Below are 22,586 nucleotides of genomic sequence, written 5' to 3'. Positions count from 1 at the left end.
CGCTGCTCTCCGCCTTCACTTTGTTGGCGCGCTTTTGGAAGTCCGGCCGGATAGCCACTTTGGTCCCACCAGCATCGCTGCGGCCGTGTTCGCACCGACCACAGCCGTAAGAAAGAAGGACCGTAGTGTTCAACGGCCTCAGCGCATTCCCCCTGACACCTATGCGAGGTGAAACTGTCGATCTGGACGCGGTTGCCCGGCTGGTGGCCCGCGCTGCCCAGTCCGGCGCGGATTCGCTCGGTGTTCTTGGCTCGACGGGAAACTACGCTTATCTCTCCCGTGAAGAACGACGCCTGGTCCTTGAAGCGTCCGTGGAAGCTGCCGGTGGTGTGCCGGTTCTGGCCGGTGTTGGGGCAGTGCGTACCCGCGACGTCATCAGGCTTGCCGGCGATGCCCATGCCGCTGGCGCCTCGGCATTGCTTTTGGCCCCGGTGTCCTATCAGCGCCTGACGGAAGCGGAGGTTTTCGGGCTGTTTGAGGACGTTGCGTCGGAGTCAGATCTCCCGGTGGTCGTGTATGACAACCCTGCCACCACGGGCTTCACCTTCACAGACGAGTTGCATGCCAGGATTGCACGTATCCCGGGAATCGCGTCCATCAAGATTCCGCCGCCGGCTGCCACTGACATTGGCACCAGGCTCGGCAAGCTCCGGGAAGCTTTGCCCGAGCGAACATTTGTGGGTATCAGCGGAGATTGGATTGCCGCCGAAGCACTGCTTGCTGGTTGCGACCTCTGGTACTCGGTGATCGGCGGGATCCTTCCCCGTCAGGCCCGGGAAATCGTTGATCACGTTTTGGCTGGTCGGCCCGATGAAGCGATGGCAGCTTCCGCCGCACTGGAACCAGTCTGGTCCCTGTTCCGAACCTATGGGAGCCTTCGGGTCACCGTTGCACTGGCTGAAGACCTGGGGCTCATTCCGTCCTCAGCCTTGCCCTTGCCGCTGCGTGGCTTGGATCCCGAAGGACGCAGCAGAGTCACCGAGGCCATCCGCCAGTGTGGATTGGAGTCCTAGGTGGTGTGGCGGCCTGGCCACCTGGATGGGAACAACGCCATGTCCCCCTCCCGAGGACCTAGCCGGGCCAGCACCAGCTGGGGCGCGAGTCAGGTCTTCGTGTGGATCGGAGCTTTGAAGATCACTGCAGGGTCTGCAGGCGCAGCGTTGGCAGGGGCCATGGTTGTACCAATGACACACCTGCCCTTGCATTTGGCGTCCGCCCTTATTGCAGTGACCGTGGGCGCTTCCCTGTTCGACCGCCGTCGTGAACGGTCCCAAACCACGGGATCCGTCTGGAGCAGGGCCAGGCATTAAGGCTTCCGGTTGGTCGGTGCCCGGGTGTGCCGGCGGCAAGGAGATCCTTGGGTGCTCACAGGTGCGGGGACATCAAGAAGCAACATTCCAATGGGATATGTTTGTACCGGCCAACTTGCTGGACAGATAGCCGCAGCGGCATTCCTGCCTCGAAGGACGTTGTCCTGTGGCCACTTCCGGGCCTGCAGTCAGTTCGGCAGGTGGACAGGCTGATCCATCCGGAACGGGGCGATCGGTTCGCAACGGGGCGACCACCGGTCCTCGCCGTCCTCGTGCCGTCGTCGTTGATGTAGTGCTCGAGATCGCCCAACACATGCTCACACCCTCAGACAGGAGCGTCCGTGCCGAAGAGTCCACGTGATGACATAGATGCGCAGATTCTGGCCGAACTGCGGCGCAATGCCCGTATCAGCCTTGCCCAGTTGGGCGAGAAAGTGCTGCTCTCCCGCAACGCGGTGCGGCAACGGATTGAGCGGCTTGAGCGGGACGGGTATATCCACGGCTACACCATCAAGGAATCAGCCGGAGAAGGCTCGCCCACGGTCAATGCCGTGCTCCTGATCCAACGACATGACAGGATGCGGGGCGGGGACGTGATTGCCGGACTAAAGGCAATTCCTGAAATCGCCACTTGTGATGTTGTCAGCGGCGAACTGGATATCGTGGTCAGGGTTGAGGCCCCCGACGCTGCACGAATCCAAGAGATCTGGAGGCAGGTCTCAGAGTTTCCGGGCGTCCGTGACATCACCACTGCCTTGTCCCTCTCCACGGTCATCGACAGGCAGGCGCCTCGCTAAGGCAGCGTGAACCATGCTGGGCTTAAATGGTTCCGGCGCTGCGGAACCGAAGTGGTTACGCAACGCCGGATCGGCACAGTCTGGTCTATTGACTACAACGCCCGCCGAACATCATGAAGTGATCGCTATGACCTTGGGCTGCGTCATTTCCTCGTAGGCGAAGCGGACGCCTTCCCGGCCCATGCTCCCGTATTTCGAGCCGCCAAAAGGCATCGCATCGAGGCGGTAGTCCGAAGAATCGTTGATCATCACCCCACCCGCGTCGATTGCCCTGGCGGTGGCCAGTGCACGGGTCAAGTCCTTGGTGAATACCCCGGCCTGCAGTGCGTATTCGCTGTCGTTGGCCAGTGCGATGGCTTCCTCGGCAGAGTCGAACGGTTCCACCAGGACCACGGGTGCGAACAGTTCTTCGCTCCAAGCCTCGCAACTACGCGGGACTCCGGTAAGGACAGCAGGTGTCAGGAGCGCACCGTCCAAGGTGCCACCAGTGAGCAGCCGTGCGCCGGCTGACACTGCTTCGTCGATCTTGCGCTTGGCTTCTGCGGCAGACGCGGCGCTGATCATGGGTCCGACGTCGGTCTGCTCGCTGCGGGGATCGCCTGTGGTTAGCGCGGCCGTTTGGGCGACAAAGGCGTGAAGGAAGGTCTCGAAGACTGACCGCTGGACGAGGATCCGCTGGGCGCCGATGCAGTTCTGTCCAGCAGCCCAGAAGGAACCGGAAACACTGGCCTCGACGGCGGCAGGAATGTCCGCGTCGTCAAACACGATCACGGGCGCGTTGCCGCCAAGTTCCATCGACAGGCGCTTTATGCCGGCGTTGGCGGCGATGGCCCGGCCCGTGGAAAAGCCGCCCGTGAAGGAGACCATGCGAATCAGTTTGGACGAGATGATGGTTTGCGCGATGGTGCGATCGCCCAGGACAACAGTCACGAACTCCGCCGGCAGGCCCGCCTCGCGCAGCAGGTCCACGAGAAGCATGGCCGTCAAGGGTGTCAGCTGGGACGGCTTGAGGATGACGGTGTTTCCTCCGGCAATCGCCGGCCCGAGCTTGTGCGCCACCAGGTTCAGGGCGTCGTTGTAAGGGGTGATGGCAGCGATAAGCCCCAACGGCTCACGGGTGAACCATCCCTGACGGTTTTCGGAGCCAGAAAAGGAGTCGAAGGGAACAACTTCCCCAACGTTTCGGCGGGTTTCCGCTGCCGAGAGCCTAAGCGTATTCACTGCACGGGAGACCTCTTTAAGCGCCTGCGTGATGGTCTTCCCGGCCTCCGACACGATGAGGCCAGCCACTTTCTGCGCACGTTGCTGGAGCAGGTCTGCAGCGGTATCCAGAATCCGCCCACGTTCATGGCGGGGCATGGCGGCCGCTGCCGGAGCGGCGGCCGCGGCGCGGATGATCTCCACGCGTACGTCTGCCTCGGTGCACTGGGGAAGGGTCGCCAGGACGGAACCGTCAAACTTGTCGTACACCGCCACGTCAGTGACGGCGGCTGCCGGTGTGGTGTCGGCGATGGCTGACTCAGGCACGGACCGCTCCTTTGGCGAATTCGTTGACGGCGATGATGTCCGAGATGAGGGCGTAGGCAGTTTCCACGCGGCCGGCCCCAGGGCCCGATACTGTGACGGCGCCCAGCAAATCCGTGCTGAATGAGACGGCATTGGTGGCGCCGGAAATACCGGCCAGCGGGTGTTCACCCGGAAGGGCGATGGGTTGGACGGTAGCTACGATGCGGCCATCATCTACCCGGCGGGCTTCGCCAATCAGCTTCCAGCGGTAGCCGCTTGCCAAGGCCTGTGCCACGTCGTCGCTCTTGATGTCCTGAATACCGGTGGTTTCCACGTCATTGGGGTGGATGTTGGCACCAAGCAGCTCGTTGGCCAGGATGGCGACCTTCAACCGGACGTCCGAGCCGCCGATGTCTGCAGTGGGGTCCGCTTCGGCGTACCCGCGATCCTGGGCTTCGGCGATGGCTTCATCCAGGCCCAGCCCGGCCTCCATCCGGCCCAGGACGTAATTGCTGGTTCCGTTCAGGATGCCTTGAACTGAGTTCAATTCCAGGCCGCCCAGCATTTTGTGTGCGAGTCGAATAACGGGCGTGCCACTCATGACTGAACCTTCGTACTCGAAACGGACACCATTGTTTGCTGCAAGCCGGCCCAGTTCCCGGCCATGCAAGGCCACAGGGCCCTTGTTGGTGGTCACCACGTGCTTGCCGGATTCGATGGCCCATTTGACGTGCGAAACTGCCGGTTCGCCGTCGATTGGACTGGTGAAGGTAGCCTCGACGACGATGTCGGCCGGACTGTTTTTGATGACGTCTTCGTTGCGGGGATCCGGACTCCCACCTGGCAGTCCCTCGAACGAGGACCCGCGCGGCATCGCAAGCACTGCGGCCAGATCGATGCCGTCTCCTTGGACGAGTGACCCGAAGGCAAGATCGGTGATGGCCACGACGCGAAGCTCGAATCCGAGCGAGGCAAATCGCTGGGGTTCGTCACGGATGAGTTCGGCCAAAGCGCGGTTGACGCCTCCGAAACCGATGAGGGCCAAATTGTAGGTAGTCACGTGATCTCCTTGGTAGGGCGGTGGTGCTGTCCCTTAAGCCTCGGTTCCAGGAGTGTCAGTTCCCTAGATGCGAATCGCCCGCCAAGGATGACGGAATGCCCAAAAAAGCTGCCAACCACGCGAAAACGTCCGCAGTGCGGCAAAGGAATGCATTTACCGCTCGACGGCGGCTACCGCACTGATCTCCACCAGCGCCCCGGGAACGCCCAAACGGGAGACAAACGCTGCTGTCACGAGGGGCGGCTCGTCGGCGGCGAGCTCGGATGCAATGGCACCATACCCTGCGGCGAGATCGGCACCGTCCACGAAGAGAACCGTCCACTGCACAACGTCGCGAAGGGTTGCCCAGCGGAGGCCAATGCGGTCTTCGCGTTGGTCAGGGCGCGTGCAGCTTGCACTCCAACATCGCCCTCGCCAACGAGCGAACCGTCGCTGTCGACCGAGTTCTGGCCGCCGACGTAGATGGTGGTGGCGTTTGGAGGGACGATGGCTACGTGGCTGAATGCCGGACTGGAGACGAGCCCTTCGGGCCGGATGCGCTGGATGGATGACATGACTGTATGCTGCCATCCCCAGCCAATTGCCAAAAGGGGGCGCTCCCACTGTCCCGGTTGGCCTGGCTGGGTCACGCGGGCGTTCGTCATTCAGGCGCTGATCACTTAGACGCCCGTCACTCAGACGCTCGTCACTCAGGCGAGGGCCGCCGTCGTTGCTGTTTGGTTGCCGCCCTCTGTACTTTTGCTGCGCGATGCCGCTGGGCGGAGCCGCGTGCGGGTTTCGTTGGCCTGCGCACGGTCCTTGGGGCAAGGCCTGCCACCACAATGTCAGTGAGCTTTGCCAGGGCAGTCTCGCGATTACGCCACTGCGAGCGCTGCTCAGAGGCTGTAACGGTGATGACTCCGTGGACGAGTCGCTTGTCCAGTCGACGCAGCAAGATCTCCCGTTGGCTTTCTGTTAACGCCTCCGACGTGGCTACGTTCCAGGAAAGCTCCGCCCTGCTGTCGGTCGTGTTGACGTGTTGACCGCCCGGTCCTGATGAACGCGAGAACCGCCAGCCGAGTTCCGAGGCCGGAATCGTGAGGGAGAGCGAGATTTCCAGGTCCATTGAACAAGGGTTGCACGTCAGGCGCGGGTCCTCCCAGCCGAGCGGTACTTCGACATGACACGTCAGACTAGTTGCAGGTCAGAGGAGGTTTGCGGCGAGAGTCGAGGCGATGAACCGGCCGTACTGCTCTGCGCTCCACCCTCGTTTCAGCACCAGGCTCTCGAACAGTTCGGGGGTGGTGCAGGCGAACATGATGTCGGCGGCCTCTTCCGGGGACATGCCGGGACGGAGCAGGCCGCGGCCAATCAGTTGACGTGCGTTGTGCAGCATCCGGCGATGGCGGGCGTCGTCGACATCTTTCATGAGGCTGGCCATGTCAGCATCTCCTGTCGCGGCGGCGTCGCGGATGAGCAGGCTGATCGGCGCAGCAAGGGGGCTGACTTCTTCAGTGAACCGGCCGAACTGCTCCATCAGTTCCCGCGGGTCATCTGCCCTTACTTGTGCGAGGTCTGAGCGCTGTTCGGCGGGCAAGCCGCCAGTGCCAAGGAGGCTCTGCGCGTGGAGTGCCCGGACGAGGCCGGCTTTGCCGCCAAAGTTCTTGTAGATGGACTCCACCGATACTGCGGACGCAGCGGCAATTTCGGTGATGGTGGTTGCTCCGAATCCCTGCTGCAGAAATAGTTCCCGTGCGCACGCGAGGATGGTGCGCCGGGATGCCTCGGCTGCTTGGCGGCGACGGCTCGCATCGTAGGTGCGTTGGCTCCCGGATGTTCCGGGACTCTTGATTCCGGTTGCCATGGCTTCTAGACTCCAATCAATACAGAGAACTGTATTGAATTCAAGATACCAGCCTTGTCCGCCCTCGATGGGCTAATTGGCGGGGCACCAAGGAGTCACCATGGCAACCGTGGAGGGCTTGGAGCGCCTTCCGGAAGGGCCCGTTCGCCGGATGTTCGCCGCTTCCGGACGCCACGACCTTGACGCATTAGTCGCCGAATTCGCCGACGACTATGTCAACATCACGCCGGTTCATCCCGAACGGAATTTCACCGGCAGCGCCCAGGTCCGTGCCAACTGGACCAGCATTTTTGCCGGTGTTCCTGACTTCACACCGGTGATCGTCGACGCTGCTGAAGGCAGGCACGGAACCGTTTGGGTTGAATGGGGTTCCCGGGGTACAAGACGCGATGCCACGCCGGTGGAACTTGCCGGCGTTGCGATCTTTACTGTGCGCCAGGAGCGGATCGCCTCCGTCCATTTCTATCTCGAACCTGTGGAACGTTCTTCAGGTGACATCGACGACGCCGTCCGGGCCACAGCGGGTGCGGGTCTTGAGCCGGGGGCCGTACTTCCGACATCGCAGGCGTCGTGATCCTCGTAGTGGGCGGCACCGGCCGCCTGGGTTCGCGGCTTAACGATGAGCTGGTTCGGCGCGGCGCTTCCGTGCGGATCATGGCCAGGGGCGAATCCCAGCCGTTCCCCGGGAAGGAGGTCGACGGCGTCGAGCTAGTCCGCGGGACGCTCGCCTCAGGCGCGGACTGCGACCGGGCCGTTGCGGGATGCAGCCAAGTGGTGTTTGCGGCGTCGGGCTTTGGGCTGAAAAGGGGCGGTAACCCGCGCAGTGTGGATCGCGACGGTGCACTTCGGCTCATCGAGGCCGCATCCCGGGCGGGCGTGGAGCATGTAGTCATGATGTCGATGCATGGGGCAGCTCCCGATGCCCCTCTGGAATTCCTGCGCATGAAGTACGCCGCCGAGGAGGCGTTGAAGGCCTCGGGCATGGCATGGACGGTGATCCGGCTGGGAGCGAACCTTGACCAGTTCCTCGATTCAATGAGCCAGCCCCTGCACACGAAGGGCCGGGTGCCTGTCTTCGGTTCGGGACGGGCACCTGTGACATTTACGTCGACGCCGGACGCTGCTGCCGCTGTTTTGTTGGCGCTTTTCGGCCCTTCCTTGCGTGGAAGGATCATTGAGTGGGGATCCGAAACTCTCCCCTTCAACACGCTCGCGGAAGCTATCCTCGCGGACGCTGGAAAGGGCTCTATCCAGCGGATACCAGTGGCAGCCTTACGGGTGATGGCCGCCGTGGCACGTCCGGTTTCGCCGTTTATGGCCCGGATGGCGAGGGCAGCGCTGTGGATGGAATCAGGCGCTGCGGCCTTCGATCCGGCTGTGGCACGTTCTGCTTTCCCTGACATTCCAGTGATCGGACTGCGTGAGAGTTTGGACCAGATCAGGAACGCGTGAGTCGTGGTGCAAACCGGCCTTCGGGAGGACAATGCTAGGCACAACCCGAATCCCGTGAGGAGCAGCCGTGGGCGAGCCAACTACAGAAGCGACATCAGCGCAGTTGATGGTGGACTTGATCATATCCCTGGATGGGTATGCCTCAGCGGAGGGGTGGCCCGGTTGGTGGGGACTTGAATCCCCGGAATACCTTGCCTGGCTCGAGGAAGAAGGGAAGAAGGATTTCACCACGCTTATGGGGGCCAACACCTATCGGGTGATGTCAAGCATGTCGGAGCAGGCCGCGGGCGAAGACTCCGGGTTCTCCGAGGAAGAGGGAGCGGCCCTGACCGGGCTGGCGGCTGTGCCAAAGGTCGTTTTCTCTTCCACTCTCCAAGAACCCCTGGCTTGGCCGAATTCCGAGCTGGTGAGCGGGGATGCTGTGGAAGCTGTCAAGGAGTTGAAGCGGACCCGGACCGGCACGCTGACCACGCTGGGAAGCCTCAGCCTTTGCCGTTCTTTGTTGAGTGCCGGACTTGTGGACCGATACAGGATTGTCGTTTTTCCGGTGATCACAGGCCGCACTGGCAGGGAGCGGATTTATGACGGCTATCCTGATGTTTCGCTTGAAATGGTGAACAGCAGGACATTCGATGGCCAGCTGCAGCTGCTGGAGTACATACCCACGCTGATCAGCGGTCCGCCTGTCCGGCGGCCGTGAAAAGAGGCTCCAGGGAGTCCGAATAGCTGGACAGTATCTCGGCAAATGTGAGCAGTTGGAATCCTTCAGCGCGGCAGAGGAGTGGTTCGCAGGTAGTTCCATTAGCGGTGAGCGTCGCGATTCCCCATGGATGGGTTGGTTCGCCCACCGAAATGCCGGCTGCGTCGAAGGTGTCCCGGAGCACGTATCGCGTGACGGTCCGCCACGACTGCAGGAACGGTGACCGTAACTGCTCAACGAGTTCTTCGTCGTTGGCATCATAGGCAGCCCACAGGTTCGTGGACAGTTCGTCCCACTCCTTGGCGTCGCGGACCATGAGGTGGGCCGCCCGGAGGCGCGCAATCGTTTCGGTCAACGTCATGGTCAGTCCCCAAACTTCCTGTCGTTATGAGTACGGCGAAACGGCCGTTGTAGAGATAGCGGGCCTGTGTAGATAACGGACCGGTGTTCCGCATGATTCCCGGCCGCCGCGAAGGCGACGAAGCTGGTGCTCACGCTGGGCCGGAAGTCTCCTGTAAAGCTGCTTTGATCTTCCGCCACCCACCTGCTCGATTGTTGGCGGCTATTAGTCGAAGCATATCGATGAGGGGTGCCGTGGGTACTTCGTCATCGACGTAAAAGCTGATCATTCGGCTGGTCTTGTTATCGTGCCCGGCTGTGATGATCCCGGCAGGGTCAGGAACGATAGCGCCATCGTAGAGAAAGAGATTGATGTGGTTCTTGGCCGCCAGCAACGCGCAGACGTTTCCATCCAGGACAAAGTAGGGCTGAACCCGTCTTTTGATTGTCTCCACGATGTCCGGTTCTGCCTCGTGGATCACGTCCCGCAATTCCTCACAAACTGCTTGTTGCCAGCCCGGAAGTGCGTTGATGTAACTATCGACTCCGGGATGGCGCGCGTAGTTCCCCATGACGTTATTAGGGCACCACGCCGCACGGCTTGTCCAGACGGGCGCTTATCCAGACGGGCGCTTGAAGGCGATGAGTAGGCTTGCTTACATGATCGACGTCGAGCGGTTCCGGGTTCTGCTGGAGGAGGAGCGCGGCCGGAAGGTTGCCCTGCTGAAGGCGCTGCGCAGCGACATCACATCGGTCAGCCTCGCCCGCCAGGACTCGAACGTCGACGACGAGCATGATCCTGAGGGCACCACCATCGCCTTCGAGCTCTCCCAGGCCTCCGCGCTACTTGAGCAGAGCCGTGTAGGCCTCGAGCAGATTGAGGCCGCACTGCAGCGGATTTCCGATGGAACTTACGGGATATGTGCGGTTTGTGGTGTCGTCATTCCGGACGGTCGGCTCGAAGCCAGGCCATGGACGCCCTATTGCGTCAGTCACGCCTCAGGCAAACAGTAGAACCCGGGCAAACAGTAAAACCGGGACGGACATGAACCCGCCCGGGCGCAATTCACGCCATGTCAGGGCTGATGGGCACGAACTCGATGCCCTGCTGGACCTTCTTTTTTGGCCCTCGTTTGAAGCCCTTGGCGTCGAGGTTGTTTCCTGCCCGGAACGCGGCCAGAGCGTCGTCGAAGATCTCGTTGAGCCGCTGGCCCGGGAAAACCTTTTGGGTGCCGTCGGCAAACGTGATGGACACGGAGGCGCTGGCGGGAAAATGCCTGCTCATTCGGATGAAACCTTGGGAATCCTGCCGAAGGGAGATCATTGCTTGTCCACGCTTTCACTATCCGGTTCCACCACATTTGCGCGATGAACTCCCACTCTGTCACTCCTACGGACCCGCAGCCTCATTTACATTCCCCTGACCGGGGGCAAGAATAGCGCCCATGTCCATTCTGAAGGTGCAATCCGAGTCCGAAGCCACAGGTCTGACCGCCGAAATCTACCAAGCCGATCTGCAGTCAATGGGCTACGTTCCAAGCCATACGAAGGCCATGAGCATAAACCCGGAGGCATACAAGGCGTGGCAGTCGCTGGTTAAGGCAATCGTCTCATCGCTGGGTCTGCGACGTTTCGAGCTTGTCACGCTTGCGGCCGCCCAGGCCATTGGGTCCTCCCATTGCAGATTGGCACATGGGAAGAAGACGTTGGCCATCATCGATGAGGAGCAGTTGCTCGCTGTTGCCCGGGACTACAGGGATGCCGGGCTGCCGCCGGAGGAAGTCGCGATGATGGACTACGCGGTCAAACTCAGCACCGATGCGGCTGCAATGAACGACGACGACACGCAGCAGCTTCGCGATGTGGGCTTCAGCGACCGGGAGATTGCCGACATCACCCTCGCTGCCACGGCCAGGAACTACTTCAGCCGCGCGCTACTTGCCTTAGCCGTAGACCTCGACGTGCCACCAGGAGTGACCACGGAGCTTCAGGACGCCTTGTTGACGCCGCTGCCGGCTCAAGGAGACTGAACGGCTTCGGTGTTGGCACGGTCCGCCGATGCCCCCTGCCTACGGCTTGCCAGCAGGAATGGCACCGAAATGAGCTCAATAATGCCCGCCATGGCCAGCGACGCCGGATAGCCGTAAAGGTCAGCGCCACGGCCAAGGAGCGGCTGTACCACCACACCGCCGCTGGATCCCATGAGCGAATCGAAGCTCAGAACCGTGGCGCGCTGCTTCGAGGGGATCATGTCATTGACGTACGCCTGCCGGACCGGAGTTGCCGCAGATCCGACCACAGCCCAAAATGCCAGCAGCACCAGGGCCACCCAGAAGACACGCGTGAAGCCCAGGACCAGCAAGATCACGAATCCTGCCAAACCGCCAAGGATCAGCACAGAGGTTCGTTTATGGAACAAGCGCCGGGCGTGCGGCGCAAGCCAGCCGCCCAGGATTTGCGAGCCAGCCACAATTGCAGCGGCGAGACCGGCGATGGAATAGGCCCGCGGGTCGCCATACAGGTCAAGAAGGAATGGCTGCAGGGCGTAAAACACGTAGATCCCGACGCCGGCACTAAAGGGAGCGGCCAGCATGACATACCGGACCGGCGGGTTTTTCAGGCCGTTCTCGATCGAGGCAGAGAGCACCGCGCGGGTGGCACGGAGGGGGTGGGTGGACCGCTCAGGTGAGAACCCGACGTCGTGCATTAACCCAAAGGCAACGGCGAACATGGCAACCAGAACGAAAACCCGAATAAGGAACGGCACACCAAGGTTGGTGGCTTGGGCAATCACTCCACCAGCCACCGAACCAAGCAGCATCGCCACACCCTGCACCATCTGGCCGCGGCCCAGAACGGTTTCAAGGCCGCCTTCATAGCCGGAGAAGCGCAAGGCATCCACCAGCCAGGCTTCCACGGCTCCGGAGAAGAACGTGAAGCCCAGGCCAAGGAGCACCGACACAACTGCCCACATCCAAAACGGTGCGGAAATCTGCCAAAGCACGTAGTACAAGTAGGTGGACGCGGCCAGCGTGATCGTACCAAGGAGGAATGACGCGCGGCGGCCCCAACCGTCGGCGATGACGCCTGTGGGTACCTCGAAAAGGACCATCCCCGCTGTGAAGAAGGCGTTGGCCGCGAAGGCCTCGAGGTTGCTCAAGCCTGCATCAAGCAGGAAAAGCGTGTTGATACCCCAGATGAAGGAAGCTGCCACCGTGTTGCCCAGCGTCAGCGTGAGATAGACACGTTGAATCTTTCTGGCGGCATCGTTCAGGCTGTCGCCGCCAGCGCTGGCAGGGGTGACCACAAGCCCATTGTCGTCCGCTTGCCCGGCCTCCGCCAGAGCCCGTGGGAGCCGAGCCCGTGGAACCAGCGGCCCCGGGAAGAGTTGGCTGTCAGAGTTTGCTACATTCCGTGCGCCGTTGGAATATCCTGGCGCCCCATGAGGGATATTCTGCCCGACCCCTCCGACGCTTTGGGAGAGCGCCGTGGCACCACTGCGAATTTGCTGCCGGGAGCCTGGTCCCGCTCCCGGCAGCTGCATTCATCCTTAGGCCTGGTGGCTAACCAGATCTGCCTCGGTTGCGTTCGACTTTGCCCGCTGCCCGGAATGCACGGTGGCGAAGAACGAGCCGAGTTCCGCCGTCGCGGTCAGGGGGAGGACGTTGGCAACGTATTGGTCCGGGCGGACGACCACCACCACGCCGTCGCGGCTGAGTCCGCGCAGCTCAAAGATGTCTGCTGTCGGGTCCGTGCCGAAGACCTTCTCAAGGTAGGTGAGCTTGAATGGTCCAACGGTGGGTTTGAACGCAGCGGGTACGGCGTTGATGTCTACGTTGGTGTGGTCTTGCTGGTAGATCACCTTCACGTCGAACCACGCGTCGCGGTCAGCGTCCGACGGCGTAGCGGCCAGCGGGGATTCCGGCGAGTTCGCGATCCACTCGGCAAAGTCCGCCACAGGTCCTTGGGCTCCTGCCTGCGCTGCGTCAGCGAAGACATAGATACGCCAGCGCCCGTCTGCCTTGGCGTGGTGGCCCAGGTGCATCGGGTTCGTGTCGCAGACCCGCAGGACCGGCGCCGACTTGAAGCGCTTACCGATGGGGAAGCCCGCGGCGAGTTCCTGGTGTGTGGGCTCGGCAACAAGCATCGACGCAGCGTATTGGGTCATGAAGCCGGCAGGGAACTCGGCGGTGCGGGTATAGAAGTTTTCCAGCTCTGTGGGGTCTTCGAACTCTTCGGGTTTCTTGGCCATCAGGGTGGACCACTGCTTGTCGAAGTCGATCAGGTTCTTGGCCACCACTTGACGCTCAGCGGAGTACGTGTCCAGCAGGCTCTCAGGGCTTCGGCCTTCCAGAATGTGCCCGAGTTTCCAGCCGATGTTGAAGCCGTCCTGCATGGAAACGTTCATTCCCTGGCCGGCCTTTGCGCTGTGCGTGTGGCAGGCATCGCCGGTGATGAACACCCTCGGCGTGCGCGTCCCGCGTTCCTCCGGCAGGACGTCGTCGAACCTGTCCGTAAGCCGGTGGCCTACTTCGTAAACGCTGTGCCACGCCACGTTGCGGACATCCAGCGTATAGGGGTGCAGGATGTCGTTGGCCTTCTGGATGATCTGCTCAATGGTCGTTTTCCGCACGGCGCCATGATCCTCAGGTTTAACCTCACCAAGGTCCACATACATGCGGAACAAGTGCCCACCCTCGCGGGGGATCAGCAGGATGCTTCCGCCGGCACCGGACTGGATAGCGCATTTGGTGCGGATATCCGGGAAGTCAGTGACGGCCAGGACATCCATGACACCCCAGGCATGGTTGGCCTGGTCGCCTGCGAGATGGCACCCGATGGCCTCGCGGACCTTGCTGCGCGCACCATCGGCACCGACGACGTACTTGGCCCGGATGGTGCGCTCCCCGCCTTCGTTGGGTCCCGTGGTGTGCCCAAGGGTGACACTGACCGGGTAGTCGCCAACACCAGTCACCTGGAGACCGCGGAACTCGTAGCCATAGTCAGGCTTCATGCGCGTGGGGGAGTTGGCCATGAACTCCGCGAAGTAGTCCAGCACGCGGGCTTGGTTGACGATCAGGTGGGGGAACTCACTGATACCGGTGGGGTCATCCACTGTCCGGGCCGCGCGCACGATGCGCGAGTGGTCAGCGGGGTCCGGCTTCCAGAACGCCATTTCGGTGATGCGGTAGGCCTCCGCGGTGATGCGTTCGGCGAACCCGAACGCCTGGAAGGTCTCCACGCTGCGGGCCTGGATGCCGTCGGCCTGGCCGATTGCGAGACGCCCGGGGCGCCGCTCGATGATGCGCGTCGTGATATCCGGGAACTGGGCCAGTTGCGCCGCAGCCAGCATCCCTGCAGGACCGGTGCCCACGATGAGGACGTCAACTTCGTCGGGAAGCTCGGCCGGGCGGTTGATTCCGACGCCGGCGGCCGGCTCGACTCGAGGGTCACCGGATACGTAACCGTGGTGGTGGAACTGCACGGGCTTTCCTCACTTCTTTTGTGGGTTGAAATCTTTTGATGTTCTATAGTTGAACACCTTGTTCTATTATCGCTCACATAATCGTAATGCGGCTCACATTGAGGATCAAGTCTTTGCCTGGCCCGCAGACGAGGTTTAGCCCAGGTTCACGGTGATTCCGGGCAGGACGTGTCAGGATCAGGTATGCCTCGACTCATGCTCCTGGACACTGCTTCCTTGTATTTCCGCGCCTTCTACGGTGTTCCGGACTCCATCCGGCGCTCCGACGGCACACCCGTCAACGCTGTCCGCGGCCTGATGGACATGATTGCCCGCCTCACCACGGAGTATGAAGCCACCCACGTGGTCGCTTGCTGGGACAACGACTGGCGCCCGAAATGGCGGGTTGAGCTCATTCCCAGCTACAAGGCGCACAGAGTGGCCGAAATCGTGCCGGCGGGCCCCGACGTCGAAATCGTTCCCGATCCTCTCGAAGCGCAGATCCCGCTGATCCGCCACGTGCTGGACCTCGCAGGCATTGCTGTGGTGGGCATCGATGACCACGAAGCTGACGATGTTGTAGGAACGTACGCCAGCCAGGCGCAACTGCCTACTGATGTGGTCACGGGTGATCGGGACCTTTTCCAACTCGTCGATGATGATCGGAACGTCCGCGTCATTTACACCGCTCGAGGCATGAAGAACCTGGAAATGGTCACCGACGTCGTCGTCGTTGGCAAGTACCGCGTGCTGCCGCAACAGTACGCCGACTACGCCACACTGCGCGGCGATTCATCCGACGGCCTGCCAGGCGTTGCAGGTATCGGCGAGAAAACGGCCGCGTCACTGCTCGCGGAATACGTCTCCCTTGAGGGCCTCCTGGAGGCAGCAGAGGATCCCGACGGCGGACTCTCCAGTTCCATACGCGCCAAACTTTCCGCAGCGTCCGGGTACCTCAAGGTGGCTCCCGCCGTCGTCAATGTGGTTCGCGACTTGAAGGTGCCCACCCTTGAGGAGGCAGGCGCCCAACTGCGCCCCGTGACAGGCGGGGCACGCGCTGAGCTCGAGCGCTTGGCTACGGAGTGGAACCTGGGTGGTTCAGTCAAGCGATTGCTTGCGGCCTTGGACACCCAACCACACCTTCACAGCTGATTTACAGCTTCACAACAGCGTGGGCTTGGGTGGGCGCCTCACTGTAGTAACAGGCGATGTTACAGATCGTCTGGAAGTTACCAAGCCGTTGGGACGGCTCAGCAGCCGTTACAGTGGCGGCGGATTGAGGAGAGGCACCATGTCAAAGACCAAGAGAATTACCCTTGGCATTACAGCCGGAGCGTTGGCGCTGGGCGCGGGGCTGGGTGTCACCAGCGTTGCATCAGCCACCACGACGCCGACGCCGACGCCAAGCACAACGTCGTCAGCCGATGCCACCACGCCCGGGCAGGGCCACGGAAGGCCCGGAGGCCACTTCCGCGGCCCCGACGGCGGTCAGCTCGCAGCGGACCTGGCCGCCAAGTTGGGAGTGGACCAGGCCAAGGTCACCGACGCGTTGAAGGCCTTCAGGGAAGCGAATAAGCCCACCACTCCACCAACTCAAGGCACCGAGGGAACCAAACCGGACCGAACGGCGCAGGAAGCAGCCTTGGCCAAGTCCCTGGCCTCAGCACTGGGCGTTGACGAATCCAAGGTCACTGCCGCCCTGGAAGAAATCCGTACTGCCGCCCAGGAGAAGCGAGCCGCTGCCCTTAAGACCCGGCTGGACAAGGCCGTGGCGGACGGCAAGCTCACACAGGCCGAAGCTGACGCCGTCACCAAAGCGGTTGAAGCCGGAGTCATCGGAGGAGGCGGCCGCTAGGGCCCTGCAACCTTCAACCGCAGAAAGGAAGCACGACGCCGCTACTTGGTAGCGAGGGGTCCCCCGGAGAGTTCCAGTAACAGTTCCGGGGGATCCTTCGTGTGCACCCTTGCCACCCGTGGCCACCTTTCCGGGCCTGAACCCAGCCGCGAAAGGACACTCAAAAAGGAACCGGAAAATTCTTTCGAGAGTTTGTCGATTTCGCCTCGCACTGTTCGACCCATGAATGAGAGGGTCGAAGGGCGACCTTCCACAACACAGGAGATTGAGTGCAATGGCCAAGTACATGCTGATCATGCGGGCAACCGACGAGTCGTTCGCCAAGTTCGAGAACATCGACTTCAACGAAATCCTCGAAGCGATGGGCAAGTTCAATGATGAACTGATTCGCGCTGGAGTGCTGCTGGCTGCTGAAGGACTGGAAGATGCAAAGGAAAGCGTCGTGGTCGACTTCACCGGCGACACCCCGGTGGTCACTGATGGTCCGTACGGTGAAACGAAGGAGCTGTTTGCCGGTTACTACATCCTGGATGTTGCATCCAAGCAGGAAGCCATCGAGTGGGCCAAGCGTGCGCCGATGACCGCGGGGACCAAGACGGAGATCCGGCGGGTGACCAGCATCGACGAATTCCCCCAAGACAACGAATGGATCCAAAAGGAACGGGCTTGGCGCGAGCAGACCGGACAGCTCTAGACCAGACGGCCACTGCTTTGGGAGCACCTGACATGCAGCAACTGACTTGAGCGGTAACTGATATGAGCAGCAACTGACGTGAGCAGTAACTGACATGAGCAGCAACGAGGCAAGGGCCGCCGTCGAAGCGGTGTGGCGCAGCGAATCCGCACGTATCGTCGGCGCCCTTGCCCGCTATACAGGAGACTTTCCACTGGCAGAGGATCTCGCACAGGAAGCACTCGCAGAGGCCCTCGTGTCATGGTCTGTCAACGGCGCACCTGCCGAGCCCGTGGGATGGCTCCTGACGGCGGGTCGTCGTCGTGCCGTCGATACTTTCCGGCGGCGGGCAGCCTTGGACAACAAGTACGCGCTGCTGGCACGGGACCTCACAGAGGAAGAACCGGGTGTGGATGCGCTGTTCAACCCCCAAGCCATAGACGACGATGTCCTGGCCCTGATGTTCATTTCCTGCCACCCCATGGTGTCCAGGGAAGCCCGGATTGCCATGACGCTTCGCGTTGTGGGCGGCATGACCACGGAAGAGATCGCCAAGGCATTCCTGGTCCCGGTGCCAACCATCCAGGCGCGCATTACCCGGGCCAAGAAGACGCTTGCCGCTGCCCGCGTGCCCTTCGCAGTGCCCGAAGCCGATCAAATTCCTGAGCGGCTTGGTTCGGTACTGAATGTCCTCTATCTGATCTTCACCGAGGGAGCCTACGCTTCCGGGGGAGAAAACTGGATGCGGACCGAGCTGGCAAGTGAAGCACGTCGACTTGCCCGGGTGCTGGTCCGCGTGGCGCCGGTGCCCGAAGCATTCGGATTGCTGGCACTCATGGAACTCACAGCAGCGCGGTTCCCGGCAAGGCTCAACGCGGCCGGCCAGCCGATCCTGCTGGAAGACCAGGATCGACGTCGATGGGACCAGTCAGCAATCCGGCGCGGTCGCGCAGCACTTTCGACGGCGGCAGGCTCCGGCCGCGGGCTCGGCGCCTACGGTCTCCAGGCTTCCATCGCCGAATGCCACGCTGTAGCGCATTCGGTGGAGGACACAGACTGGGATCGAATCGTGGTCCTGTACGAGACGCTCGGGCGACTCACGCCGTCGCCCATCATTGATCTGAACCTTGCCGTCGCCGTGTCCATGGCCTCTGGCCCTGCCGCAGGACTGGGACTCGTTGACGAATTGGCTGCCCGGGGCGAACTCAAGGGGTCGCATCTCTTGCCCGCAGTCAAGGGCGAGCTGCTGTCGCGGCTTGGGCGCCATGAAGAAGCGAGCGAGGCATTTCACCAGGCTCTTGAACTTTGCTCCAACGGCGCTGAGCGTTTGGCCCTTGAGCGGAAAATCCGGGACTTACAAACCAGAAAACGCCAGTAAGCGCCCAGACGGGTGCAGCCTGGCCCCTCAATATGCGCCGGGCACTCTTACGGTCGGAGGGCTCTTTTGTGTTCTGAGGCTCTTTTATGTTCTGAGGGGTGTGTGGTGGTGGTTGCGTCGTGGTGTTTGTTTGGGGTCGATGTGTGGGGGTGGGGTGAACCAGGGCACGCCGGTGGTGGTGGTGATGGTCCAGTTTTCTTTGTGGATGAGGTGGTGGTGGTGGCTGCAGAGCAGGGTGCCGTTGTCGGTGGAGGTGGTGCCGCCGTGTGACCAGTAGGTGATGTGGTGGGCTTCGCACCAGGGGGCGGGCATGGTGCAGTCGGGGAAGGCGCAGCCTTGGTCGCGGGCGGTGATGGCTTTGCGGATGTGGGGTGGGAAGATCCGGGTGGTGCGGCCGATGTCCAGGATGCGGGAGTCGGTTCCGAGCAGGACGGGGAGGATGTCGGCGTCGCAGGCGATTTTGCGGATGGTGTTGGGGTGCATCGGGCCGGTAAAGGTGGCGGCGCCGGAGCTGAGCCGGGAGTGGCGCGGGCCAGGTCCAGTCCCTGTGCCTGTGGTCTGGGTGGCGGCTGTGCCGGGTGCCGTGGGGGCTGCACCGGCTGGGGTGGCGGCGCCGGAGCTGAACCGGGGGCCGTGCGGGCCAGGCCCAGTGGTTTGTGTGCCGGGTGGCGTGGGGGCTGCACCGGCTGGTGTGGCTGTGCTTGGGGTGGGGGCCGTGCGGGTGAGTCGTTCGAAGAGGTCGTGGTGGTTGATGGTGACGGTGAGTTGGGGTCGGAGTCCGCCGTTGGAGGGCAGTTTCCCGGTGGTCATCGCGACGGCGCAGGCTCCGACGAGTCCGTCGAGGAGTTTCTGGGCCCGGGAACGCCGGTCCAGCTCCGGACCCGCTGGATTGTTCCCGCTATCGCTGTTCCCGCCCCCGTCCCCGTCCCCGTCAGTGCTCTCGTTGCTTTCCCCGGTGGCTGGGTTGTGTGCGGGGGTGAGTCGGGGGTTGGTGGCGGTGTTCATGGCGGTGGTGAGTGTTTCGTATTGTTCGGTGGTGGCGAAGATTTCCAGGTGGTGCAGTCCGTGGCGGGGTTTGCGGATGAAGGTGCCTTGGAGTTGGCGGAGGATTTCTTCGCTGGGTTCCGGGCCGTCTTGGTCGATGAGGTCGTTCCAGCGTTTGGTCATTTTCAGGACGAAGTCGGGGTCGGATTCAATGGCCGTGGCGGTGAGGGCGTGTTCCATCCGGGTGAGGGTTTCTTCGTCGGTGAGGAGCCGGGCTTTGTCCAGGGCGGCGCTGATGATGCTCGCGGACCGGGTGGGTATTTGTGTGGATTCGAGGGCTTGGGCCAGGATTTCGCGGCGGGCCGGGATGTGTTGGCCGGCGATTCCGGTCCGGGGGAGGACCTCGGAGGCCAGGGCGAGCCGGCGCCGGGCTTCGCTGATGCCGATCCGCAGGCGGGCCCGCAGGAACTGCGCGGCGTCCCGGTAACCATCATCGGCCACCGCGGCAGCGTCCGCCGCAGCAACACCACTGAACCCACCAGCAGTAGCGGATCCAACAGCAGCAGCAGCGGATCCAGCGACAGCATCGAAACCAGCAGCAGTGGCGAAACCTCCAGCAGTAGCGGATCCAGCAGCAGCAGCGGATCCACCGACAGCAGTAGACCCTGCAGCCGTGGCGGGGGCGGTGGCGGGGTTTGGTCCTGCTGCCGGGGCCGCAGGGTCTGTAGTTCCGCAGTCTGTGGTTGCGGGGTCGGTCCAGCCGGTCTGCCATCCCGTGCCCGCCGCGGAGGAGGGCCGTGCCTGCTGGGCTTGGGTACGGGTCCGTTCCACGGCGTGCGCCGCGATGACCTGCAGGTATTCCACGGTGCGGGAGATCTCCTCCACCCGCCCGGCGAACCCCGCGGCTTCCGCAAACCCGAACGACAGGGCACCGGCAACGGTGCAGGAACGCAGGCTCTCCAACGCCTCAACGCTGTCAGCCAGCGCCCCCTCAATTCCCAGCGCCCCCTCAATTCCCAGAGAACCATCAATTCCCCGCGCATCCTCAATTCCCCGTGCGTCCTCAAGCCCGTGGGAAACGCCGTGCCCGGGGAAATCGTTACGGTCCGTTTCATCGGGTTCAGGGACGGGCAGTGGTTTGACGCCGCGAAGCAGCGCCATGGCCCTTGGGCTCGCCGAATCGGTGACTGCCGCCGTCGGGCTTTCACAGCCGTCCTGCCCGTGGGCAGCACCGGAGTGGCTTCCGAGGGGAACGCGTCGGGGGCGCAGCGAGGCGCCAGTCACTGCTGCCCGCCGCGCCAGAATCTCCCCAATGCTTCCCATGAATAAACCCTCTCACCAGGGTCTGACATTATTAGGAAGCCCGATAAAAGCCCTCAGCCCGGATAGCCATACTCCTCATCTGTCACTAGCTCGCCCCACGTTGTTTCGGACCCGTCTGCGGCTCCGGTGGTTTCCCACATGGCAAGGTGGCTCATGAAATGCTCCGGAGCAGCACCGTGCCAGTGCCATTCGCCCGGCGGCGTGTAGATGGTGTCACCTTGGCGGACCACCTTCACCTCTGCTCCGCGCGCCTGGACCAGGCCTACACCGTCCGTCACGTGGAGCGTCTGACCAGCCGCGTGGGTGTGCCAGGCCGTTCTAGCGCACGGAGCGAAGCGGACGATGTTCACTCGAAGTCGGGAGGGCGCGTCTCCCTTGGCGATGACGTCGAAGTAGACGTCGCCGGTGAAGAGCCCTGATGGCCCCTTGGTGCTGGTGGTCTTCGGGGTAATGTCCATGGTTCCTTTTTCGTCCTGGAATTAGTTGCGTTTCGTCGTGCGGAGGTCGTGGCGGGTTTCAGTCGGTCCCCGACGATCGGACGCCGGAACTACTTCTTGCCGATGTAATGCTGCCGGACGTTGTGCGCCGCCAGCGAACACGGAAGTCTTCGCTGCGCCTGGACAACTCACCTACGAGGCCAGCGAGTCCACGGTCATAGGGGTTACGCCCCGCCTCGATCCGCATGTGTTTCCAACGGTATGGCTTTTGGCCTTCCAAGGGAGTCCCTGTCATTACCCCTAACAGCAGTAACTCCTTGCATTTCGGAAAAGGGGGTTAGATGGAAGCATCCACTAATCTTCATCACGCAGGAGAAACATGCCTTCCGCTAACGCTTATGCTTCACCTTCGGCCACGGGCGACCTCACCCTGACCACCATCGAACGTCGCGAGGTTGGACCTCACGACATCCACATTGACATCAAGTTCGCTGGTATCTGTCACTCGGACATCCACACGGTGCGCGGCGATTGGGGTCCCCAGCAGTACCCGCTTGTCCCTGGCCACGAGATTGCCGGCATCGTTACCGAAGTTGGCCAGAACGTCACCAAGCACAAAGTGGGCGACCGGGTTGGTGTTGGCTGCATGGTCAACTCGTGCAAGGAGTGCAGGAACTGCTTGGCGGGCGAGGAACAGTACTGCCTCAACGGCAACGTGGGCACCTACGGCGCAATTGACCGTGACGGCACCGTCACCCAGGGCGGATACTCGAGCAGCGTGGTGGTGAACGAGGACTTTGTGGTCACCATCCCCGAAGCGCTGGATCTCGACGTCGCTGCACCGCTGCTGTGCGCAGGCATCACGACCTTCTCCCCTCTGCATCACTGGGAGGCCGGCCCTGGCAAGAAGGTCGCGATCGTGGGCTTGGGTGGCCTGGGCCACATGGGTGTCAAGATTGCCCACGCCATGGGTGCAGAGGTGACTGTCCTCTCGCAGTCCCTGAAGAAGATGGAAGACGGCCTCAAACTGGGCGCTGACCACTATTACGCCACCAGTGATCCTGCCACGTTCGAGCAACTGGCGGGCACATTTGACCTCATCATCAACACCGTCAGCGCGTCCATCGACATCAGCGCCTACCTGCAACTGCTGAGCCTTGACGGCACGCTGGTGAACGTTGGCGCGCCGGCCGAGCCGCTGCCCGTGAATGCTTTCGCGCTCATCGGTGGGCGCCGCAGGTTCGCCGGCTCCATGATCGGCGGAATCCGCGAAACCCAGGAGATGCTGGACTTTTGCGCAGAGCACGGGCTCGGTGCCGAGATCGAGGTCATCCCGGCCAGCAAGATCAACGAAGCCTATGAGCGCGTGCTCGCCTCCGATGTGCGTTATCGCTTTGTCATTGACACGTCCACCATCGGCTAGCACGCCGACCGAATAGCAACACTACTGAGGGGCCACGCCTCC

Annotated in this window: 25 protein-coding genes and 2 pseudogenes; 14 read left to right on the top strand and 13 right to left on the bottom strand. The window is 62.3% G+C overall.

Annotated features, from left to right (window positions below):
* The first annotated feature begins 161 nt into the window (after positions 1-161).
* The 3 genes from LDN90_RS13425 to LDN90_RS13415 all read left to right on the top strand — a co-directional run bounded on the left by LDN90_RS13425 (position 162) and on the right by LDN90_RS13415 (position 2,107).
* Entirely contained in the window at positions 162-1,013 is an 852-nt protein-coding gene (locus LDN90_RS13425) for a dihydrodipicolinate synthase family protein (RefSeq protein ID WP_254186502.1), read from the top strand.
* A gap of 39 nt (positions 1,014-1,052) precedes the next feature.
* Positions 1,053-1,310: a hypothetical protein gene (locus LDN90_RS13420; protein WP_216925625.1), complete on the top strand. Its 258-nt coding sequence runs from the start codon at positions 1,053-1,055 to the stop codon at positions 1,308-1,310.
* A 341-nt stretch (positions 1,311-1,651) separates the two neighbouring features.
* A complete protein-coding gene (locus LDN90_RS13415) occupies positions 1,652-2,107 on the top strand; it encodes an Lrp/AsnC family transcriptional regulator (RefSeq protein ID WP_216925626.1) in 456 nt (151 codons plus the stop codon).
* A gap of 111 nt (positions 2,108-2,218) precedes the next feature.
* Here LDN90_RS13415 and LDN90_RS13410 read toward each other — a convergent pair whose 3' ends face one another.
* The 3 genes and pseudogenes from LDN90_RS13410 to LDN90_RS13400 form a co-directional block, all read right to left on the bottom strand.
* A complete protein-coding gene (locus tag LDN90_RS13410) occupies positions 2,219-3,634 on the bottom strand; it encodes an aldehyde dehydrogenase family protein (RefSeq protein ID WP_223946136.1) in 1,416 nt (471 codons plus the stop codon).
* The gene (locus LDN90_RS13405; RefSeq protein ID WP_216925627.1) at positions 3,627-4,673 is read right to left on the bottom strand and encodes a homoserine dehydrogenase; all 1,047 of its coding nucleotides are present in this window, start codon (positions 4,671-4,673) and stop codon (positions 3,627-3,629) included. The genes LDN90_RS13410 and LDN90_RS13405 overlap by 8 nt, the downstream gene beginning before the upstream one ends.
* Positions 4,674-4,826: 153 nt before the next feature.
* Positions 4,827-5,137 (bottom strand): annotated as a pseudogene (locus LDN90_RS13400) (RidA family protein).
* On the opposite strand from LDN90_RS13400, the gene LDN90_RS13395 reads away from it, so the two are divergent.
* Positions 5,066-5,224, top strand: coding sequence for a hypothetical protein (locus tag LDN90_RS13395; protein ID WP_223949379.1), 159 nt, complete (start codon positions 5,066-5,068; stop codon positions 5,222-5,224). The pseudogene LDN90_RS13400 and the gene LDN90_RS13395 sit on opposite strands and share 72 nt — an antisense overlap.
* 134 nt (positions 5,225-5,358) lie before the next feature.
* Here LDN90_RS13395 and arfB read toward each other — a convergent pair whose 3' ends face one another.
* A complete protein-coding gene (gene arfB, locus LDN90_RS13390) occupies positions 5,359-5,778 on the bottom strand; it encodes an alternative ribosome rescue aminoacyl-tRNA hydrolase ArfB (protein WP_223946135.1) in 420 nt (139 codons plus the stop codon).
* Between the two features lie 78 nt (positions 5,779-5,856).
* Positions 5,857-6,516, bottom strand: a complete 660-nt coding sequence (locus LDN90_RS13385; protein WP_223946134.1) for a TetR/AcrR family transcriptional regulator — start codon at positions 6,514-6,516, stop codon at positions 5,857-5,859.
* A 100-nt stretch (positions 6,517-6,616) separates the two neighbouring features.
* Here LDN90_RS13385 and LDN90_RS13380 point away from each other — a divergent pair, with 100 nt between their 5' ends.
* The 3 genes from LDN90_RS13380 to LDN90_RS13370 all read left to right on the top strand — a co-directional run bounded on the left by LDN90_RS13380 (position 6,617) and on the right by LDN90_RS13370 (position 8,668).
* Positions 6,617-7,090, top strand: coding sequence for a nuclear transport factor 2 family protein (locus LDN90_RS13380; protein WP_223946132.1), 474 nt, complete (start codon positions 6,617-6,619; stop codon positions 7,088-7,090).
* On the top strand, positions 7,087-7,968 hold the full coding sequence (locus LDN90_RS13375; RefSeq protein ID WP_216925632.1) for an NAD(P)H-binding protein: 882 nt from the start codon (positions 7,087-7,089) through the stop codon (positions 7,966-7,968). The genes LDN90_RS13380 and LDN90_RS13375 overlap by 4 nt, the downstream gene beginning before the upstream one ends.
* 106 nt (positions 7,969-8,074) lie before the next feature.
* On the top strand, positions 8,075-8,668 hold the full coding sequence (locus tag LDN90_RS13370) for a dihydrofolate reductase family protein (protein ID WP_223949294.1): 594 nt from the start codon (positions 8,075-8,077) through the stop codon (positions 8,666-8,668).
* On the opposite strand, the gene LDN90_RS13365 is transcribed toward LDN90_RS13370, so the two are convergent.
* Complete coding sequence (locus LDN90_RS13365) at positions 8,640-9,029, bottom strand: hypothetical protein (protein WP_223946131.1); 390 nt, start codon at positions 9,027-9,029, stop codon at positions 8,640-8,642. The two genes, LDN90_RS13370 and LDN90_RS13365, sit on opposite strands and share 29 nt — an antisense overlap.
* Before the next feature lie 130 nt (positions 9,030-9,159).
* On the bottom strand, positions 9,160-9,579 hold the full coding sequence (locus LDN90_RS13360) for a DUF1801 domain-containing protein (protein ID WP_216925634.1): 420 nt from the start codon (positions 9,577-9,579) through the stop codon (positions 9,160-9,162).
* Between the two features lie 88 nt (positions 9,580-9,667).
* On the opposite strand from LDN90_RS13360, the gene LDN90_RS13355 reads away from it, so the two are divergent.
* The gene (locus LDN90_RS13355) at positions 9,668-10,021 is read left to right on the top strand and encodes a TraR/DksA C4-type zinc finger protein (RefSeq protein ID WP_223949293.1); all 354 of its coding nucleotides are present in this window, start codon (positions 9,668-9,670) and stop codon (positions 10,019-10,021) included.
* Positions 10,022-10,073: 52 nt separating this feature from the next.
* Here LDN90_RS13355 and LDN90_RS13350 read toward each other — a convergent pair whose 3' ends face one another.
* On the bottom strand, positions 10,074-10,292 hold the full coding sequence (locus LDN90_RS13350) for a hypothetical protein (protein ID WP_308169381.1): 219 nt from the start codon (positions 10,290-10,292) through the stop codon (positions 10,074-10,076).
* A 160-nt stretch (positions 10,293-10,452) separates the two neighbouring features.
* Here LDN90_RS13350 and LDN90_RS13345 point away from each other — a divergent pair, with 160 nt between their 5' ends.
* The gene (locus tag LDN90_RS13345; RefSeq protein ID WP_216925637.1) at positions 10,453-11,037 is read left to right on the top strand and encodes a peroxidase-related enzyme; all 585 of its coding nucleotides are present in this window, start codon (positions 10,453-10,455) and stop codon (positions 11,035-11,037) included.
* On the opposite strand, the gene LDN90_RS13340 is transcribed toward LDN90_RS13345, so the two are convergent.
* Both LDN90_RS13340 and LDN90_RS13335 read right to left on the bottom strand, forming a co-directional pair.
* Entirely contained in the window at positions 11,025-12,314 is a 1,290-nt protein-coding gene (locus LDN90_RS13340; protein ID WP_223946130.1) for an MFS transporter, read from the bottom strand. The two genes, LDN90_RS13345 and LDN90_RS13340, sit on opposite strands and share 13 nt — an antisense overlap.
* A 243-nt stretch (positions 12,315-12,557) precedes the next feature.
* Positions 12,558-14,492 carry an FAD-binding monooxygenase gene (locus tag LDN90_RS13335; protein ID WP_223946128.1) on the bottom strand — a complete coding sequence of 645 codons (1,935 nt, stop codon included), beginning with the start codon at positions 14,490-14,492 and terminating at the stop codon, positions 12,558-12,560.
* A gap of 183 nt (positions 14,493-14,675) precedes the next feature.
* Between LDN90_RS13335 and LDN90_RS13330 the strand changes: the two genes are divergently transcribed.
* The 4 genes from LDN90_RS13330 to LDN90_RS13315 all read left to right on the top strand — a co-directional run bounded on the left by LDN90_RS13330 (position 14,676) and on the right by LDN90_RS13315 (position 18,377).
* Positions 14,676-15,623, top strand: a complete 948-nt coding sequence (locus LDN90_RS13330; protein ID WP_223946126.1) for a 5'-3' exonuclease — start codon at positions 14,676-14,678, stop codon at positions 15,621-15,623.
* Positions 15,624-15,762: 139 nt separating this feature from the next.
* Positions 15,763-16,326, top strand: a complete 564-nt coding sequence (locus LDN90_RS13325) for a hypothetical protein (protein WP_216925639.1) — start codon at positions 15,763-15,765, stop codon at positions 16,324-16,326.
* A gap of 274 nt (positions 16,327-16,600) precedes the next feature.
* Entirely contained in the window at positions 16,601-17,020 is a 420-nt protein-coding gene (locus tag LDN90_RS13320; RefSeq protein WP_216925640.1) for a YciI family protein, read from the top strand.
* A gap of 94 nt (positions 17,021-17,114) precedes the next feature.
* Positions 17,115-18,377, top strand: a complete 1,263-nt coding sequence (locus LDN90_RS13315) for an RNA polymerase sigma factor (protein WP_223946124.1) — start codon at positions 17,115-17,117, stop codon at positions 18,375-18,377.
* A gap of 84 nt (positions 18,378-18,461) precedes the next feature.
* Here LDN90_RS13315 and LDN90_RS13310 read toward each other — a convergent pair whose 3' ends face one another.
* From LDN90_RS13310 to LDN90_RS13300, 3 genes and pseudogenes are all read right to left on the bottom strand, one after another.
* Positions 18,462-20,684, bottom strand: coding sequence for an HNH endonuclease signature motif containing protein (locus LDN90_RS13310; protein ID WP_223946122.1), 2,223 nt, complete (start codon positions 20,682-20,684; stop codon positions 18,462-18,464).
* A 53-nt stretch (positions 20,685-20,737) separates the two neighbouring features.
* Complete coding sequence (locus LDN90_RS13305; RefSeq protein ID WP_223946120.1) at positions 20,738-21,142, bottom strand: cupin domain-containing protein; 405 nt, start codon at positions 21,140-21,142, stop codon at positions 20,738-20,740.
* 92 nt (positions 21,143-21,234) lie between these two features.
* Positions 21,235-21,368: pseudogene (locus tag LDN90_RS13300) on the bottom strand (transcriptional regulator); the annotation flags it as partial.
* Between the two features lie 132 nt (positions 21,369-21,500).
* Between LDN90_RS13300 and LDN90_RS13295 the strand changes: the two are divergent.
* Positions 21,501-22,544, top strand: a complete 1,044-nt coding sequence (locus tag LDN90_RS13295; protein ID WP_223946118.1) for an NAD(P)-dependent alcohol dehydrogenase — start codon at positions 21,501-21,503, stop codon at positions 22,542-22,544.
* Positions 22,545-22,586 lie beyond the last annotated feature (42 nt).

Source organism: Arthrobacter sp. NtRootA1 (assembly GCF_019976975.1).
GTDB classification, from domain to species: Bacteria; Actinomycetota; Actinomycetes; order Actinomycetales; family Micrococcaceae; genus Arthrobacter; species Arthrobacter aromaticivorans.
This window is presented reverse-complemented; position numbering and strand designations above follow the sequence as displayed.

Bases quoted from the DNA above. Each gene is read 5' to 3' on its own strand.
- LDN90_RS13425 (WP_254186502.1), top strand. From the start codon at position 162: ATGCGAGGTGAAACTGTCGATCTGGACGCGGTTGCCCGGCTGGTGGCC.
- LDN90_RS13420 (WP_216925625.1), top strand. From the start codon at position 1,053: ATGTCCCCCTCCCGAGGACCTAGCCGGGCCAGCACCAGCTGGGGCGCG.
- arfB (WP_223946135.1), bottom strand. From the start codon at position 5,778: ATGGACCTGGAAATCTCGCTCTCCCTCACGATTCCGGCCTCGGAACTC.
- LDN90_RS13385 (WP_223946134.1), bottom strand. From the start codon at position 6,516: ATGGCAACCGGAATCAAGAGTCCCGGAACATCCGGGAGCCAACGCACC.
- LDN90_RS13380 (WP_223946132.1), top strand. From the start codon at position 6,617: ATGGCAACCGTGGAGGGCTTGGAGCGCCTTCCGGAAGGGCCCGTTCGC.
- LDN90_RS13370 (WP_223949294.1), top strand. From the start codon at position 8,075: ATGGTGGACTTGATCATATCCCTGGATGGGTATGCCTCAGCGGAGGGG.
- LDN90_RS13365 (WP_223946131.1), bottom strand. From the start codon at position 9,029: ATGACGTTGACCGAAACGATTGCGCGCCTCCGGGCGGCCCACCTCATG.
- LDN90_RS13360 (WP_216925634.1), bottom strand. From the start codon at position 9,579: ATGGGGAACTACGCGCGCCATCCCGGAGTCGATAGTTACATCAACGCA.
- LDN90_RS13355 (WP_223949293.1), top strand. From the start codon at position 9,668: ATGATCGACGTCGAGCGGTTCCGGGTTCTGCTGGAGGAGGAGCGCGGC.
- LDN90_RS13350 (WP_308169381.1), bottom strand. From the start codon at position 10,292: ATGAGCAGGCATTTTCCCGCCAGCGCCTCCGTGTCCATCACGTTTGCC.
- LDN90_RS13345 (WP_216925637.1), top strand. From the start codon at position 10,453: ATGTCCATTCTGAAGGTGCAATCCGAGTCCGAAGCCACAGGTCTGACC.
- LDN90_RS13330 (WP_223946126.1), top strand. From the start codon at position 14,676: ATGCCTCGACTCATGCTCCTGGACACTGCTTCCTTGTATTTCCGCGCC.
- LDN90_RS13325 (WP_216925639.1), top strand. From the start codon at position 15,763: ATGTCAAAGACCAAGAGAATTACCCTTGGCATTACAGCCGGAGCGTTG.
- LDN90_RS13320 (WP_216925640.1), top strand. From the start codon at position 16,601: ATGGCCAAGTACATGCTGATCATGCGGGCAACCGACGAGTCGTTCGCC.
- LDN90_RS13315 (WP_223946124.1), top strand. From the start codon at position 17,115: ATGAGCAGCAACGAGGCAAGGGCCGCCGTCGAAGCGGTGTGGCGCAGC.
- LDN90_RS13310 (WP_223946122.1), bottom strand. From the start codon at position 20,684: ATGGGAAGCATTGGGGAGATTCTGGCGCGGCGGGCAGCAGTGACTGGC.
- LDN90_RS13305 (WP_223946120.1), bottom strand. From the start codon at position 21,142: ATGGACATTACCCCGAAGACCACCAGCACCAAGGGGCCATCAGGGCTC.
- LDN90_RS13295 (WP_223946118.1), top strand. From the start codon at position 21,501: ATGCCTTCCGCTAACGCTTATGCTTCACCTTCGGCCACGGGCGACCTC.